We start from the raw sequence: 15,068 nt of genomic DNA, 5'->3' as shown, positions 1-15,068 counted from the left end.
GATAACTTCTGGAGCCCACGAAACTTAGGCCCCCTAACCACTTCGACTCGCACATATGTTCGAAATTCTGGTTGAATAAGTGGATGCCGCACATCCCGTTCCCCGATGACCTCGTCGCCCTCCAGCGAGAGCAGATACGCACCTACCGCGCCCTCGCCCTTCAGCCCGCTCTCCACACCGCAGCGCTGCGCCGCGAGCTGATCCGGCTGTCCTGCCTGATCAGCGCACACCCGTACTGGGAACAGCGCGGCTGGAGCACCGCGGGCCGCGTGGAGCTCCGCCGCACGGCGGAAAAAGGTCTGGCCGGAGCCATGCAGGAGACGGGGCTCGGAGCGCGATCAGCGTGAGCAACCTGGAGGCCCGCCTCGAGCAGTGGCGGGCAGTCCGGGCCTGGCTCGCCTGGCAGCAGCGCCAGGCCGAGCAGACCATCCGGACCCTGGAAGCGCAGCTGGCCGCCGCCTCGCCGGGCCGCTCCGCAGCGCGTCAACCGGCACCCCGCCGGCCCTCCTCCGTACCGGTGTCCGTGCCGGAGTGGAAGGTGGAGTCGGTGCGCACCGCCGAGGGCCCGAAGCCGTACTCCGTTCACGTCGGGGACTGCACGATGGGCGAGGGCCGGGCGATCAGCCGCGATAAGGCCCGCCGACTCCTCGCCGAGGGCGTCGAGGCGTGCCCGTGGCCAACCGACGAAATGCGTTGACCAGCGACTACTCAAGCCGCGTTCCACCCCGCATTCCCTTCCTGGCGAAGATCTCTTCCCCATTTCGGTCCGTGTTCTCTCGGCTGTGCCTGCCGACAGGCGCACCGCGTCCGGCCCGGCATGCGCGAACCCGAGGCGACATGAGGCGCTGTCCGTCCGGTGAGGCAAACGTCGATGTCACCGATACGGGTGGTCCGGACGCCCCACGTCATCCCGGATGCCCCGGGTGGCAGACGGGCTGCGGCCGGTGAACTGGCCGTAGCGCCTCTGACTGGGTCCTGTCAGGGCTTTGCCCGGAACGATCACGGCAGGTCACAAGTCGGGCACACTGTGCTACGCCGGTGGTGATCATCACGGCGCCGTCCGGATCGGAGGCCAGGGCATCGGGCCCGACGGGCGGCAGTGGCGACGCGTGAGGAGCGAATGTGACGGACAACGGGACACAGACCAAGAGCGGCGAGAGCCTGTGGCGGGCGGTGTTCACGAGCGGCGACGGCTGGAGCCCGGCCGAGCCGTTCGCGGACCACATCAGTCAGCGGTCCCCCGCCCTGGCCGAGGTGAACGGCACCCTGTACTGCGCCCACCAGGGCGGGCTCGGCGAGTCAGGGTCGAGCATTGCTCCGGTGCGGTGGACGTCCTTCACCCCTTCCAGCGTGCAGCCGTTCGTCCAGGCGCTGGACAAGGCAACCACCGCGCTGCCCAAGAACGCATCCGAGGAGGACACCGCCCAGCGGGAGAAGAACATCCGGGCCGCCGCCGAGGCCCTGGCCGCCGCACGCAAGTGGACCAAGGACACCCCCACCGGGGTGAGCAGCCAGTACGACTGCGTGCTCGTGAACGACAACGGCACCCTGCGTCTGATCCACACCCACACCGTCACGGGGTCGAACCCGTACACCGTCGTGCAGGAGATGGTCCTGGGGACCAAGGACGGGGCCCCCGTATGGGCAGAACCCGCCCAGAAACCGCTCAAGTTCCGCGACGGCGACGAGGCGGGCGCGGCCGTCCTCAACGGGACGGTCCACGTTCTCTGCAACAAGGACGGGAGCATCGTCCACCTCACCCGCGGCGCCGACGGAACATGGGCGCCGCTCGCCACCGCCGGCGGCGCGGCGGTGAAGACCCCCGACGCGGGCCCCTCGTCCGGAAGGTGCGAACTCGCCGTCCACGATGGGAAGCTGCACCTGCTGCGCGGCGCCTGGTTGGAGAAGGAGAAGCTCACCGCCGAAGAGGAGAGCGCCGTAGAGGCCCGCGTCGTCGAGGCGCTCCGCGAGCGGGGCAGCACCCCGGAGAGCAAGCCCGATACGGCGGACCAGATGCGTGAGCATTTCCGCCAGGAGGCGCTGGAGGAGCACCGCTTGTGGCATGCGGTCTTCGACGGCGCCGCGTGGAGCGAGGGCGTCCTGCTGCCGGCCACCCTCCAGTCGGGGGACGTCGCTGGTCTCGCTTCCTACGACGGGAAGCTGCACGCTGTGTACGCGCCGCCCGGCGGCGGGACCCTGCGGCACACCACTTGGACCCAGAAGGACGGCTGGGCGGACGCCGAGGTGCTGGAGGGCCACGAGTCGCAGGCCGATCCCGCCCTGCTGGTGTTCAAGGACGGCCCGGCCGGCAGCGAGCGGGAGGCGCTCCTGATGGTCCACCGGGGCGTGGAGCGCTACGTGGCGCCCGTGCCCCAGCCGGTGCCCGCACCGCCTGGCTTCAAGGACATCGTCAGCCGCGGCTACACCTACGAGGGCAAGATCGTGGAGGACTACGGACCCGGCAGCTGGTCCCGCGTCACGCACCAGGTCCTGCTGGTCCCCGCCAAGCTGAAGGACGGCAGCACCGGGGTGATCGCCATCGTGGAGGCGTGGGCCCAGTACTACTGGGGCTTCGGCTACTACCCGGAGACCTCCACTGTTCGCGACGTGGCCAGGCTCAGCGGCGGGACCTTCCGGGTCTGGAAGAACGGCCTGCCCGTGAAGCACGTCGACTTCGCCGGCGCCACCTTCGACAACGGCCCGTTCGGCGACCGGTTCCGCGCCGAGGTCCTCATCACCGGACTGGAATCCGGTACCTACGAGATCGCCATCGGCTCCAGCACCAGCACCAAGACCGGCGGCTACTGGCGGCAGACCTGGTCGGATGCGGAACAGAGGGACCGTAAGGCCGGCAACGAGTACTACACCCAAATCCAGCTCAGCAAGTCCTCCGCCACCATCACCATCTGACCCCCGCCACCCCCGCGCGACTCCAATCCCCAGGGCATCTGATCAACCCCCAACCCCCAAACCCCACCTGAGCAGTACAGACAGGTCTGGCCCTCTGCCAACCCGCAGAGGGCCAGACCACGTTCAGCACACCAACAAAGCCAATCAAAGCGCCATACTGCCGCCTGAACCGGCCCCATTTGGTCGGTTACCCCCCGTTCTGCAGCCCCGACAACCCGCTCGGCATGACCGGCTGACCCGCAGCTCTGACGGGTGGCTTTCGGTGCGCGGGTATGTTCGTCGTACGGGGTGCGGCCTTGGCCAGCCAGGCCGCGACGGGGGCCGCACCCCAGCACCACCCGCTCGCCGCCGCCGGGCCGCCTGTTCCTGATTCCCGGGCCGAGGCTTCTCGCTACCCTGGGACACAGGGCCCTCCGGGCCGCGTTCGCGGCCGTCAACGCCACTCCTCGGTGAAGTTCCCCAGGGGGAACTTGAACACGATCACCCTGACCGCTGGTGCCCCAGGAGTTCCGTTCGTGGAACCGCGGCCGCTCTCCGAACGGGCCTCACCCGCCGCCGTGCTCCCGCCGTCCGTTGATGAGCGCGGCCAGGCGCTGCGGTTTGTCGTTGGTGGCGCTGTGCCAGATCGGGTTGAGGGGGCCGTGCTCCTGGAGGGTGGGGAGGGTGGTGATGCCGACGGCGAGTTCGCGGCGGTGGATGCCGCGCAGGGTGCGGATGCCCGCGAGGGTGTCGGCGGTCCGGTTGTCCAGGGTGGTCTTCTTCTTGTCGGCCAGGACGATCAGCAGGGGTGGGAACTTCGTCTGTGCTGCGGCCCGGGGGTAGCGGGTGTACCAGTGCGGCAGCCCGGCGGGGGCTGCCCCGGAAGCGCGGGCGGGGCTCGGGCCGGTGGGGCGGTGGGCGTAGTGGCGGTAGCGGTCGTAGGCGGCGACCTTGTTGATCAGCTTGCCCAGCGACATGGTGGCGCGGTCCAGTTCGAGAAAGGCGTGCGGCAGGTTCGAGTAGGGCAGGTGGAGCACGGCGTCCGGGACGAGCAGGCCGCCGGCTCCCAGCGGGTGGGCGACTTCGACCTCCCAGTCGCCGACTTCGCCCAGGGCCGTGCCGTACTCGGTGTCCGGCTGAAGGTTGCGGGAGAACGCGATGGCCGTGTCCGTGACGGCCAGGGCGTGCGCGAAGGCCGGGGAGGCAGCGACGTGCTCACCGGTCACCGTCGTGGTGCGGTGCTCGGCGAGCCCCGCGCGGCGCGCCTCGCTCAGGCCGGCGTCGGTGAGGAACCAGATGTGCGGCCGCCGCTTCTCGTTCGCGGCCACCAGGCCGTCCTTCGCCAGGCCGCGCAGATGCTTGCGGATGGTGCTGGAGTCCGTCGCTATCGGAGTCAGCCATGTGTGGAGCTGGTGGGGCGTGGCTACCCGGGTGCAGGCGAGCAGCTGCAGTATCCGCAGATCATGTTCCACTCCGTACTCGCTGGAAGCAGGCACCAGAGAGGAGTCGACGCCCCGGGCGAAGGGGGAAACCCCCTTGCGAGCAGGCACAACGCCCTCGGGGCCCGCGTCGGCTGTGAGTCCGGCAGTGAGCCCGTGAACGGGTCCCTGAGTGTGTCCCTGTCCGGACGCCGGCTCCGGGGCCCGGGATCGGTCGTGCGGCTGCGTCCGGGTCGGCTCGGGCGTGATGTGGGCGGTGGTCGTCACGGGTGTTCTTCTCCTGCGGTCGGCTCCGCACCCCTCGGACGAGGGACGTGGGCCCGGCGCGCACCGGGAAAGGGTGCCGTGCGTGCCAGGGCAGGCGTCATCGTGCAAAGCGACCCCTTGACCGCGGTCTGATCGCGGCCGGCAGCCAGGGGTGTCAAGGGGAAACGTGGCGTGCCCGGGCGGGCCGCGGACCTGGACAAGGGGCAGGCGGCCTGCGTCGACGGCCACTTCGCGAGCTGGAAAACGGGGCGGTTTTAGAAGCCGTTGTCTTTCCGAGAGCGACGGATGCGTTTCCGCTGGTCAGGCATAGGGTCGGTTCCTCGACGGAAGAGACGAGGTGTCGTGTCGTCTCTTCGGTGGAGGTGCCGGATGCCGTCGGTGATGGGGCTGTTGGAGGAGCGTGAGCGTGTCGCTCGGCAGCGGGTGGAGGCCCTGCAGGCCGAGCTGAGTGAAGCGGAGGCCGTGTGGGAGCGGGTCGTGATCGCCCGGGAGACGGTGGCCGAGGTACTGGCAGAACCTCGCGCAAGCGAGGAGGCGCCGCCGGCCGTGGTGACGGGCGAACGGCCGATGTGGGTCGCCGGGGCGGTGCCCGGTTCGGTGGTGCCGCGGTGGCAGGAGGGGCTCGTGGCGTCGGTGCTGGCGCCGGACTATCAGCGGCTCGTGGAGGTCCTGGCCGAAGAAGGCGGGGAGGCGATGGACTGCCGGCAACTCGCGGCGGCACTGGGGCTGGAGGTGGTCGCGGCGAAGGTCGAGGGAGTGCGGTCGAAGGCGAAGCGCCTGGCCGCGCGGGGCTGGCTCGCGGAAGAGCGCCCGGGAATGTTCAGTGTGGTCGCCGGGCGAGTCGGCGGCTCATGACCATGCTCATCGACCACCGGATCATCGCTTCCGAGGTGTCGGTGCGGGTCTCGTAGTCGCGGGCGAGTCGGCGTGAGTGCATCAGCCAGGCGAACGTCCGTTCCACCAGCCACCTTTTGGGCAGCACTACGAAGCCGGTGGTGTCGTCGGTGCGTTTGACCACGGTCAGTGCGATCCGCAGGACGTCACGGGCGATGTCGACCAGGCGCCCGGTGTATCCGCCGTCGGCCCACACCAGCGTGATGCGCCAGTGCCGTTGGCGAAGTCGGGCCAGCAGCGTCTGTCCGGCTTCGCGGTCGGTGACGCAGGCGGCGGTGACCATCACGACCAGCAGCAGTCCGAGGGTGTCCACCACGATGTGCCGCTTGCGGCCGTTCACCTTCTTCCCGCCGTCGAATCCCCGGCTCGCGGCCGGCACCGACGCGGCCCCCTTCACCGACTGCGCGTCGATGATCCCGGCGGTCGGCTCCGGATCACGGTCCGCGGCCTGGCGGACCCGGTCGCGCAGCCGGTCGTGGAACTCGACGACCAGGCCCTTGTCACGCCAGCGCCGGAAGAAGGCATAGACGCGGTCCCAAGCGGGGAAGTCCGAGGGCACCGCCCTCCAGGCGATGCCGCCCGCGACGAGGTAGCGCACGGCGTCGACCAGCTGCCGGTGGCAGTAGCCCTCCGGCTGCCCGCCCCTTCCCTCCAGCCAGGCGGGGACAGGCATCGTGTCACGCACGATGCCCCACTCCGCGTCGCTCATGTCGGAGGGGTACCTCGGTCGCCTGTGCGGGCGATCCCCGGCGTTCCCGAACCGGTGAGCGAGGCAATCACACGACAGAGCGGCCGAGTTGGACGACAACGGCGCCGGGACGGAAGACTGCAGCACCAGGGGCCTCCTGTTGCTCGGTTGGATTCGACACCCACGAGCTGTTCGGGAGGCCCCACCTTCATGCCCAGCCGACCAGAAGATCACCCGACCGAGTCGGCAACCTCGAACTCACGCCCACCAAGATCGATAGAGCAACGGCTACTTAGGACTGACGCTCATGTAGGAACTCCCTCTCGGAAAGCCGTTGGCACCCTGCAACGCGGACGCAGTGCCGGCGTACACACCGCGACCCCGCACACGCTGAGGCCAGGACGGACACTAATGGATCACCGGCTCACAGCAGCCCAAAACCAGACAACATCGGCAAGGCGACAGCCACCACCCCTGCCTTGGGCCGAGCTCCGCACCGCCCAAGCGGCCTCACGCCGCTCAAAGCGCGATGGCACAGGACACCGGTTGCCCTGTCTCATCGAACCTCGGTCGCGTGTCATCGAACCTTGAGTGGCGCGGCCCACTCGGCAGGTAAAACCGCCTGTGCCCCCGCCGATCGGGAGGGGCACAGGCCGGCGGGTGTGCAGTTGGCCGAAGAGGTCCTTTCGCATATGGCATTTGGCGCAGCGGACCTTGGTGGGATTGGCTTCCAGGAGCTGCACGCCGATCGGGTCCTGGCAGTCCTTCGGGCGGCCGTATCCCCCTTCCGTGATGCGGGCGAAGGCCGCCAGGCGGGATCCTGGTCGTTCGCGTGCAGGCTGTTTCCAGACGGGGGTTGGTCAGGCTGTTTCTAGGCGGGGTTGGTTTTGATCCGGCCGGCGGCGATGGTGTGGCCGTTCTCATGGACGGTGAAGGGCACGTTGAAGTCCATCAGGACTTCCCGGTCGAGGGTGACGGTGACTTCCGCGATCTGCCCGGGGCTCACCGAGGTGGCGGGTGTGGCGAGGGTGAGGGTGCCGGCCGCCTCCGCGGTGCGGATGTGGAACCGGGCCTGGTGGCCGGTGGGCAGGGGGGCGGTACGGCCGCCTTCCGCCGCCGAGTAGAGGTACAGGGAGCCGGTGAACTTCTTCACCGGCTCCACCCAGGAGTAACCGCCGACGCACTGCCCGCGGGCGATGACACTCTCGTCGACGTTGTGGATTAGCAGGGTGACGCTGTCGCCGGCCCGGCAGGTGTCGGCGGGCTTCCCGCCGATCTCGATTCCCGCGACACGGGCACGAATCCTCTGGGGCCGGTCGCCGTAGACGAACACGTCCCCGTTCTTTTCCACCACGCCCGTCTCCACCCGCCCGGTGACCGTGAAACCCGTGTCCGGCGCGGCTTTCGCGGTCTCGATGGGCAGCAGGAAAGCGAACTGGTCAGGTTCCACCGCCGGCGGGATCGTCTCCGCGATCGTGTCCAGGAGGTTCTGGAGGCGCCCACTCCAGTCCTTGTCGCCCTCCAGAGCCTTCAGCGCGGAAGCCGCGACCACGGGAATATCCTGCGTCGAGAAGCCGTAATCGTGGAGGACTTCACCGACCTGCTTGGCCGTGAACTCCAGGATTGCCTCGTCACCGTCCTGGTCGAGCCGCTCGGCCCTGTTCAACACGACCACGAGGGGTCGGATCCCTGCCTTGTGGGCCAGGTCCAGGTACTGCTTGGCCTGCTCGTCGACGCCGTCGACGGCGTCGACGACCAAGAGCGCGCCGTCCGGGCGGACCGCACCGGTGACCAGCAGCTTGCGGTAGTCGTCCGCGGAAGGGCAGTCGATCAGTGTGAACCGGCTCCCCTTCGCCTCATAGGCGACCTGGGCGTAGGCGATCTGCGCACCCTGGTAGTCCTGCTTGGGGGCGTTGGCGATGTCCGCGAACGAGCGGAGCGACGCCGCTTGCGGACTCTTCTCGTGGACCACCTTGGAGACGGCGGCCGCCAACGTCGTCTTGCCCAGCCTCGCATTACCGAGGACCACAACCGTGACCTGCGGGACGACCCGACCGGACTTCTTCTGCTCCACCAGATACCTCCTCAAATGGCGGAACGACGGCACGACAGATGTCCCGCCGCCGTCCGCTGCTTCCTTGATTCACTACGCTCCGAGCCCTGGACGGCAGACCGCCCAACCGAGCCTGAAGAAGAACCGCGTCCCCGCCGCCACGGGATCCCAGCGGTGTACGCGCTGGGATCCCGGCGGGGGGAGGCATCAAAGCCGTGCGGGCGGGTTACGGGGCCCTCTCGTAGACCACGGTGGTCATTGGGCAGTCCTCCGCGAGACCGAGGAGTGCCTGGCGCTCCGCCTCGTCGACGGCCAGGTCCCAGCGCAACTTGGTGCCCACCCAGGTCGCGGCGTACGTGCAGTGGTAGGAGCCGTCCGACGGCAGCCACTCGGCCGGATCCTTGTCCGCCTTCGAGCGGTTGGAGGCGGCCGAGACGGCGATCAGTGTGTCGGGGCTGTTCTGGTCGTTCGCGTACGCCTCCCGACGAGCCGCGGACCACGGGGTTTGTTCAGAGTCGAACACCTCGGCGAGCGGGACAAAGTGGTCGACGTCGATGCGGCCGGCGTCGGTGATGACCACGTCGTCGTAGGCACTGCGCCAGAGCCCGCCCGTCAGCTTGCAGCCCGCCGCGACCTGCGGCGCCTCCACCGCCTCCGCCAAGATCACTTCCCGGCGGGTGTCGCAGCCGTCCGTGGCCTTCAGGCCCCGGTTCCAGTGCTTGTACAAATCCCGCTTGTAACCCGCCCGATGCTCCGCAGCGACCGGCAACCGGTCCACCGCCTCGAACAACGCCAACGGTGCCCAGACCGCGGCCCCGCCCGAAGCGCCCGCGGCACCGGGATGGGGCGTGCCGCGGGTGAAGGAAACCTCGCGGACCGGTGCGGTGTCGGCGACAGCCGGGAAGGTGGTGGCGAGAAGGGGCAGAGCGGCGAGAGCGAACGCGGGCAGACCGCGGCGCAGCAGGTTGTTGATCACCCCCGGGTTGTAGCGGGCGGACAGCCCTACCGGAAGGAGCCAAGGGTGGAGGTCACCCGGCTGGTCGGCGAGATTCACCGAAGAAACGATCACGGCACTGCCATCGAACGACCGTACCTGCCCCGGGGACTTCGCAGGTCTTGTTGCGGTCTTCAAGCAGGGGGGCCGACGGGCGCCGACTGCCGCGCTTCCCCCACCCGGTGAACACCCCGGCGACCTCCTGACGGACGCCGAGGCCGGCAGTGTCCTCGGCATCGGCCACCAGACCGTTCGCGCCTACGCCACCAGCGGCCATCTCTCCCCCGGCCTCGACCTGAGCGTCCGCAGTGCCGCCCAGTCGATGTCACGTCGACTTCGCCGCCCCGGGCCTTGCCGGGGTCGACAGCCACCGTGCGCACCGGCCGCAACAGGGTGCAGCAGGTGAGGTGGTCGAGTTCGGTGCGGCGTAGGCCGAGGCGGACGGCGGCTTGGTCGGGGCCGTAGAGAATGTGGCGGTCCAAGAGCGCCGGGAGGTCGCGGCGGCGGGTCAGGGCCGCGACCTGTCCACGTGCACGACAGGGGCGTCCGCCGGACCCTTCAGGCGCAGCAGGACGCCCGCCCGCGTCAGGTCGCCGATCATGCGGGCGGTGACCGCCGGGCGCAGCGGCGGAAGGAGGCCGCCGAGGGCGGCGGTCAATCGCTCGGCCGCCGTCCCCGCCGACGTCGACACCAGCGCAGCCCGGACGCCTAGCGCCGCGGCGCCGGTACTGCTCGGCCGCGTGCAAGTCCGCATGGTTCCGGCGATACCGCCGTTACGGTCGCGGCCTTGACCTCATGGCCGCCCACACGATCGGGACCGGTCCCGGCTGCCATGTGCGGCCATCGGCTGGCGCCCGGCTACTTCACCCACTCTGACCAGGCATTCTGTTCCGGCCACTGCCTCACAGCCGCAGGGAGAATGCGCCACCGGCAGCGCTCGGCGGAACCGGCCGTGTGACGGCTACGCGATCCGATCGCCCGGCCCGCCTGCCAGCCCGGGGCCGGGAAGCCGCCCCTGCCCGCCGAGTACGCCATCAGCTACACCCCATCGGATCTCTTGATCATCGCCAGCCTTCACCGCCGAAACGATCTGCTCGATTAGCACCTCGCTGCCCTCACACACGGACAGCGGCCGGGCCTACCAAGACCGTCCCGGTTGCCCAGATCCGTCCGCTCAGATGGTGGCATCCACACCTGGACAGTCCGACCCGCCTCTGGACCTGGCTGGCTATCGGGCGGCCCCTGGTCAAGGTCATGTCGATGCCCTCGATCTCGCCGAGCCACTGCTCCTCCCCGGCCCGGATCAGGTCATTTCTCGATCTCGGCGAGCCGCGTGTGGGTAACCAAGGACTTCACCCGCGGCGATCGGCTACACCCTGGTGCAGATGGCATAGGCGGTGACGGGGTTCTTACCACTCACGCCCACCGTCCACGCACCGCGCCCGGAGGTGGGCCGGTTGGAGAGGACCTCGGTACCGGAGCCGAGCTCGTAGCCCCCGCCGGTCACCTTGGAGCCTGCCGGACAGTCGACCTCAACCACGGTGTAGATCCCGTCGTACTTGGCCGTTGACGACGTTTCGATCGTGTACGGGTCATCCGCGGCAGCCACAGGCTGCGCGGCGAGGGCCACTCCGGTAAGCAGCGCGACCGCACCGGCGGCGCCGGCGAACTTGGCAGACAGCTTCATGGTCAGGATCTCCTCGGATGGAAATTGATCAACGGGAAGATCAACTACGCATGCCGGGATCAGTCACGGGGCGACGGAATTTTTCCCCCCGGCCATCCTGGATGTAACCGGGGGCTGTCCATGAACCGATCGATTCATGGACAGGGGATCCGGGACTGCGACACTCGCGGCCAGAGTCCACTTTCGATGTCCAACGCACGTGTCTGGCAGGCCGCCGCGGACATCACTGCCCGCGATGAGCGCGGCGCCCGGACCCGGTGGAACAGGCCATCGCCGCCCGCCGGAAAGGCTCCAGGCAGCACACCCCGGCCTCGCCCCTCTTCAACTACTCAGTGCTACACACCACCTGGCCGTAGCTACACGAGAACAGCGCCGATTCTGTGGAGGCCCTGATCCGCAAGCGCAACGCGAGCAACACGGCGCCGCCCGCCCGATCGTCCGCGAGGACCAGGCCGTCACACCCAAGGACGACCGACCCACAAGCCGGCGTGCGTCCGCGGTGAGTTTCCCCGGTGAAGCCGCGGCGGTCTTCCGCGTCAAGCCGCGGTGGCCGGACATGACGATGGGGCCGGCGGCCCACGCACGTGTGCGTGGTCGATACCCACCGGCCCCGACCCGTCAGCACCCGAAGGCGACTACGGCAGTCTATGACCGCACCCGCCCCGCACCCGACAGGAGCACACCACCGTGATCCCCCACGGCCGCCCCGCCATGACCGAGGCCGACATCGCCGAAGCCCTGGGCCAGGACCTGAAAACCTGGCGCCGGCGCGACGGCGAGAACTTCCGTGCCCGGGTGCCCGTGGTCAACCCCGGCGACCGACTACGCCTCTACGACCGCGCACAGGTGACCGCCTACCTGGCCGGCCGTCCCCTGCCGGCACCGCCCTGCGAAGGCCCCCATCCCGGCGATCTGCTGACCGACCGTGAGGCCGCCGACGCCCTCGGCATCGCGCACCAGACCGTCCGCGCCTACGCCACCACCGGATACCTGCCTTCCGGCTTGGAGCTGTACGGGCGCCGCTGGTGGACCCGCCGCGACGTCGACGCCCGCCGTGCGGCCGGCGACCAGCGCAGCACCCCCCGCGAAACCGCCGTCCGCGACCTGGCCGCCGAACTCGCCGGACCCGACAACGCGACACCCAGCGCGGCCGAACTCGCCGCCCGCGACCAGATCAGCACCCGCACCGCCCGCCGCCGCATCCAAGCCGCACGACAACTCGGCGACGAGCAAACCGGCACGCCCTGACACACCGCCCGCATCGAGGTTCGGCCGGTCCTCGGCACGTCGCGCGCGGTCGCCCGCGCGGACGGATACTGGAAGCGCCCGGCGCGGCACGTCTGCGCGGGCGCCCCGTCGGCACGACGTCACGTGCGAGCCGCCGTCCTCGGGCTACACCCCGGTGAGACCCGGCGCTTCCCGGCGTGTGGCGCAGGCACCCCGTCGTGTCGGCAGAGACGTTGGGCACAGGAGCCCCCCATGACCGACCGGCCTCCGCAAGGCATCGGCACGCCACCGACCGGCACGTCCACTCGCAGGAGACGCGGGCGACGGTGTAGCAACGCCTTCACCGCTTTGGCCGTGGTCGCCTCGTTCGCATCCCTGTTTTTCTCCTGGCAAGGCGTCGAGGCGCAGCAGCTTCAGACGGAAAGGCTTGACCAGGAAGTGGTCTTCGCCGTGGTGAGCAAGGTCGGCTGGTGGTACGACCTGGACGCCGAGGGCGTAGCCACGCGTTTGTGGATCGAGAACCGGAGCCTCAGTGCCGTCTACAACGTCAGGTTCGACCTCGTGGATTCCGGCGGCGCGATCGTACGGAGCGGAGCCGTTGGTGACCTCATGGCCTGCAAGCGAGCTGATCTGGAGGTCGCGGCAATCCAAGAGATCAACAAGCAGCCGACCATGCACGCTGAGCTCAGCCTCACGGACCACCGTGGCCACAGTTGGAAGCTCAACCATCAGCGAACGATCGGGCGTATCTCCGAAAGGGCCGACTACACGAACACCGCCGGTCTGAGCGACAAACAGTTCCGCTACGCGGCGATAGAGGCGTGCGGTTGACGGCACACCAGGAACTCGGCGCCCCGCTGCCCTGTATCTCACGTTCCTCACATACCTGCGGGCCGCGCTACAGGACGCGCGCCGCCTCGACGGTGTCGGCCGTCGGGAACAGCGGGCCGGCCCCGGTGAGGTCCAGGAGCCGGCCCAACTGGGCGGCTATCGGGCCGGTCAGGACCAGACGGCCGGTGCGCAGCAGGAGGATCATCACGTTGAGCATGGAGGAGTCGGCGAAGGTTACGGTGGTGACGTCCAGGACGAGCCGTCGTACCTCGGGGTGGGCGATGGCCGCCTTGAGGCCGCCGAGGGTCTCCGCGTCGAAGTCGCCCACGCAGATGATGACGCGGACTCCGTTCTCGCGCTGCCGCGCCCGGTTTCGGGTCACCGTACCCACGAAACAGTGCGCACAAGGCAAGGGCCGTCCATGATCCAAAACACAGGAAGCCGTACGGCGGACCTCACCCGGCAGAAGCCGGCCCGACCGGCCCCGAACCGGGGGACGTCCGCCGTCGTGACGTCCAGGCGCAGCCGCTTGAAGCGCAGGGGGTGGCGGTAGGCGCCGCCTCGGTCGACGGAAGTGTCGGCGCTGATCTCCGCGACCAGCTCGGGGCGAACCAGGGTCGTGTCCAGGGTGTCGCGTGAGCCCCAGGTCGAGGCGAACCGCACCCCCGCCCACGGGTGCCCCGGCTCGGCGGGTGCCAGGTGCTCGGCGACCAGGCGGGCCGCGTCCGGGCGCAGAGGGACGGTGCGGCCGATGCTGTGGAGGCGCCCGGCCTGATCGTGGCGGCCCAGGACCAGGAGCTGCGGGCGGGCGAGGGTACCCGTGATGGCTCCGATGATCGCTTCGGTGGTGTCGCGGCGTCGGATCTTGGTCCAGGCGCGCGCGCCGGGCAGGTAGCGCTGACTCGTCCGCTTGACGACCAGGCCCTCCACCCCTGACACATCGGTCCAGTCCTCCAACCACTCCCGAGCCTTCACCGGATCCGTGGTCATCGGGCACAGCGTCCACGGGGCCGTCAGGCCCCGGGCCGTGAAGAGGACTTCCAGGCGCCGGCGGCGCTCCCGGTACGGCAACGCGAGCAACTCAACGCCGTCGGCCTGGAGGACGTCGAAGACGACGTAGTAGGCGGGGAGGCCCACCGCGGGGGTGGCGGCGCTGCGGGCGCGGGCGGCGGCCCGGCGCTGCAACGCCTCGAAGCTGAGCCGGCCCGCCTCCGGATCCCAGACGAGCAACTCGCCGTCGAGGACCAGGCCGCCCGGCAACTGCGCCTCCGCCGCCGCCACGAGGTCGGGGAACCGGTCCTGGACGAGAGAGCCCCGACGGGTCTGGAGCAGCACCCGCCCGCCCGGCCCGGCCGAGGTGAACAAGATCGCCCGGTGACCGTCGAACTTCTGTTATGCCTTGTTGGCTGTCCGCGGAGGGTTGTCCGTGGAGCTTCGCAGCGCCCGAAAACCCGGATGCGCGTCGCGCTATCGGCGGGATAGAACGAGGGATGACGATCTTCTGCTGCCTAAGGTGCGGAGCAGCTCTGACCCCCGATCTGGCACGTCTGGAGGCGGTACCGCAACCGCCACCGTATGAGGAGGGGGGTGATCGGCAGTCCCCCGCCACAGTGCCCGCAGGGCACTACGCGATCGAGCCCGAGCCGTGGGGGGCGCCCTTTGTGGCGTTTCGAGACGATGAGGAAGAAGGCCCCGCGCAGCCCCGCTCGGGCTTGAAGGCGGACGTGCGAGGGTTTCTCAAGTCGGCCGGCCCCCGCAACAACATCGTCCTCCACCCTGAGGACGCCCCGAGGTTGGTCATGTTGGTGGATACGGGTTTGGGCTGCTGCACAGGCCCCCTCGGCGACTCGGGCCTCAACCACGCCTGCCCCTGCGGACAGCCGGTCGCCACACTGGCAGCAGACTGCTCCACCGTCTACGAACTACACCTCGACGCTGACAGCGTACGAGCCCAGGTCGACGACCACGAAGTGCCCTCTGGCGGCTTGCCGGCCACGTCCACACCCGGGGCTCCGGCCCGTCCTCCGGCCTCCACGGCCATGACGCCACCGGCTCCGGCGTGCTCATCAGCCGGCGGCGGACCGCACGGCCTTACAGCC

General features: G+C 69.6%; 13 protein-coding genes and 1 pseudogene. 6 read left to right on the top strand and 8 right to left on the bottom strand.

All coding sequences use genetic code 11. The features are described 5' to 3' along the window. Window positions 1-83 precede the first annotated feature (83 nt). From ACIRO3_RS34620 to ACIRO3_RS34610, 3 genes are all read left to right on the top strand, one after another. Window positions 84-347, top strand: coding sequence for a hypothetical protein (locus ACIRO3_RS34620; protein WP_404143454.1), 264 nt, complete (start codon window positions 84-86; stop codon window positions 345-347). Further along, window positions 344-697 carry a DUF6233 domain-containing protein gene (locus ACIRO3_RS34615; protein WP_404143452.1) on the top strand — a complete coding sequence of 118 codons (354 nt, stop codon included), beginning with the start codon at window positions 344-346 and terminating at the stop codon, window positions 695-697. The genes ACIRO3_RS34620 and ACIRO3_RS34615 overlap by 4 nt, the downstream gene beginning before the upstream one ends. A 425-nt stretch (window positions 698-1,122) precedes the next feature. Then, complete coding sequence (locus tag ACIRO3_RS34610; RefSeq protein ID WP_404143451.1) at window positions 1,123-2,910, top strand: hypothetical protein; 1,788 nt, start codon at window positions 1,123-1,125, stop codon at window positions 2,908-2,910. Window positions 2,911-3,455: 545 nt separating this feature from the next. Here ACIRO3_RS34610 and ACIRO3_RS34605 read toward each other — a convergent pair. Next, window positions 3,456-4,385 (bottom strand): replication-relaxation family protein, encoded by a 930-nt coding sequence (locus tag ACIRO3_RS34605; RefSeq protein ID WP_404143449.1) that lies wholly within the window; start codon window positions 4,383-4,385, stop codon window positions 3,456-3,458. Window positions 4,386-4,964: 579 nt separating this feature from the next. On the opposite strand from ACIRO3_RS34605, the gene ACIRO3_RS34600 reads away from it, so the two are divergent. After that, on the top strand, window positions 4,965-5,450 hold the full coding sequence (locus ACIRO3_RS34600) for a hypothetical protein (RefSeq protein WP_404143447.1): 486 nt from the start codon (window positions 4,965-4,967) through the stop codon (window positions 5,448-5,450). Here ACIRO3_RS34600 and ACIRO3_RS34595 read toward each other — a convergent pair. The 5 genes from ACIRO3_RS34595 to ACIRO3_RS34575 all read right to left on the bottom strand — a co-directional run bounded on the left by ACIRO3_RS34595 (window position 5,416) and on the right by ACIRO3_RS34575 (window position 10,911). Next, window positions 5,416-6,198, bottom strand: a complete 783-nt coding sequence (locus tag ACIRO3_RS34595; protein ID WP_404143445.1) for an IS5 family transposase — start codon at window positions 6,196-6,198, stop codon at window positions 5,416-5,418. The two genes, ACIRO3_RS34600 and ACIRO3_RS34595, sit on opposite strands and share 35 nt — an antisense overlap. An 850-nt stretch (window positions 6,199-7,048) precedes the next feature. Further along, a complete protein-coding gene (locus ACIRO3_RS34590; protein WP_404143444.1) occupies window positions 7,049-8,251 on the bottom strand; it encodes a GTP-binding protein in 1,203 nt (400 codons plus the stop codon). A gap of 205 nt (window positions 8,252-8,456) precedes the next feature. Next, on the bottom strand, window positions 8,457-9,191 hold the full coding sequence (locus tag ACIRO3_RS34585; RefSeq protein ID WP_404143484.1) for an HNH endonuclease family protein: 735 nt from the start codon (window positions 9,189-9,191) through the stop codon (window positions 8,457-8,459). Window positions 9,192-9,732: 541 nt separating this feature from the next. Beyond that, window positions 9,733-9,978 carry a hypothetical protein gene (locus ACIRO3_RS34580; protein ID WP_404143442.1) on the bottom strand — a complete coding sequence of 82 codons (246 nt, stop codon included), beginning with the start codon at window positions 9,976-9,978 and terminating at the stop codon, window positions 9,733-9,735. A 615-nt stretch (window positions 9,979-10,593) separates the two neighbouring features. Further along, complete coding sequence (locus ACIRO3_RS34575; RefSeq protein WP_404143440.1) at window positions 10,594-10,911, bottom strand: hypothetical protein; 318 nt, start codon at window positions 10,909-10,911, stop codon at window positions 10,594-10,596. Between the two features lie 687 nt (window positions 10,912-11,598). Between ACIRO3_RS34575 and ACIRO3_RS34570 the strand changes: the two genes are divergently transcribed. Together ACIRO3_RS34570 and ACIRO3_RS34565 are read left to right on the top strand one after the other, a co-directional pair. Next, on the top strand, window positions 11,599-12,159 hold the full coding sequence (locus ACIRO3_RS34570) for a DNA-binding protein (protein ID WP_404143438.1): 561 nt from the start codon (window positions 11,599-11,601) through the stop codon (window positions 12,157-12,159). A 231-nt stretch (window positions 12,160-12,390) separates the two neighbouring features. Continuing rightward, window positions 12,391-12,969 (top strand): hypothetical protein, encoded by a 579-nt coding sequence (locus ACIRO3_RS34565; RefSeq protein ID WP_404143436.1) that lies wholly within the window; start codon window positions 12,391-12,393, stop codon window positions 12,967-12,969. Window positions 12,970-13,036: 67 nt separating this feature from the next. On the opposite strand, the gene ACIRO3_RS34560 is transcribed toward ACIRO3_RS34565, so the two are convergent. After that, window positions 13,037-13,351 (bottom strand): STAS domain-containing protein, encoded by a 315-nt coding sequence (locus ACIRO3_RS34560; protein ID WP_404143434.1) that lies wholly within the window; start codon window positions 13,349-13,351, stop codon window positions 13,037-13,039. Then, window positions 13,348-14,346 (bottom strand): annotated as a pseudogene (locus ACIRO3_RS34555) (ATP-dependent DNA ligase); the annotation flags it as partial. The gene ACIRO3_RS34560 and the pseudogene ACIRO3_RS34555, both read right to left, overlap by 4 nt. Window positions 14,347-15,068 lie beyond the last annotated feature (722 nt).

This window comes from Streptomyces sp. NPDC102278, assembly GCF_044766345.1.
Taxonomy (GTDB): domain Bacteria; phylum Actinomycetota; class Actinomycetes; order Streptomycetales; family Streptomycetaceae; genus Streptomyces.
This window is presented reverse-complemented; position numbering and strand designations above follow the sequence as displayed.

Bases quoted from the DNA above. Each gene is read 5' to 3' on its own strand.
- ACIRO3_RS34620 (WP_404143454.1), top strand. From the start codon at position 84: ATGCCGCACATCCCGTTCCCCGATGACCTCGTCGCCCTCCAGCGAGAG.
- ACIRO3_RS34600 (WP_404143447.1), top strand. From the start codon at position 4,965: ATGCCGTCGGTGATGGGGCTGTTGGAGGAGCGTGAGCGTGTCGCTCGG.
- ACIRO3_RS34595 (WP_404143445.1), bottom strand. From the start codon at position 6,198: ATGAGCGACGCGGAGTGGGGCATCGTGCGTGACACGATGCCTGTCCCC.
- ACIRO3_RS34580 (WP_404143442.1), bottom strand. From the start codon at position 9,978: ATGCGGACTTGCACGCGGCCGAGCAGTACCGGCGCCGCGGCGCTAGGC.
- ACIRO3_RS34575 (WP_404143440.1), bottom strand. From the start codon at position 10,911: ATGAAGCTGTCTGCCAAGTTCGCCGGCGCCGCCGGTGCGGTCGCGCTG.
- ACIRO3_RS34565 (WP_404143436.1), top strand. From the start codon at position 12,391: ATGACCGACCGGCCTCCGCAAGGCATCGGCACGCCACCGACCGGCACG.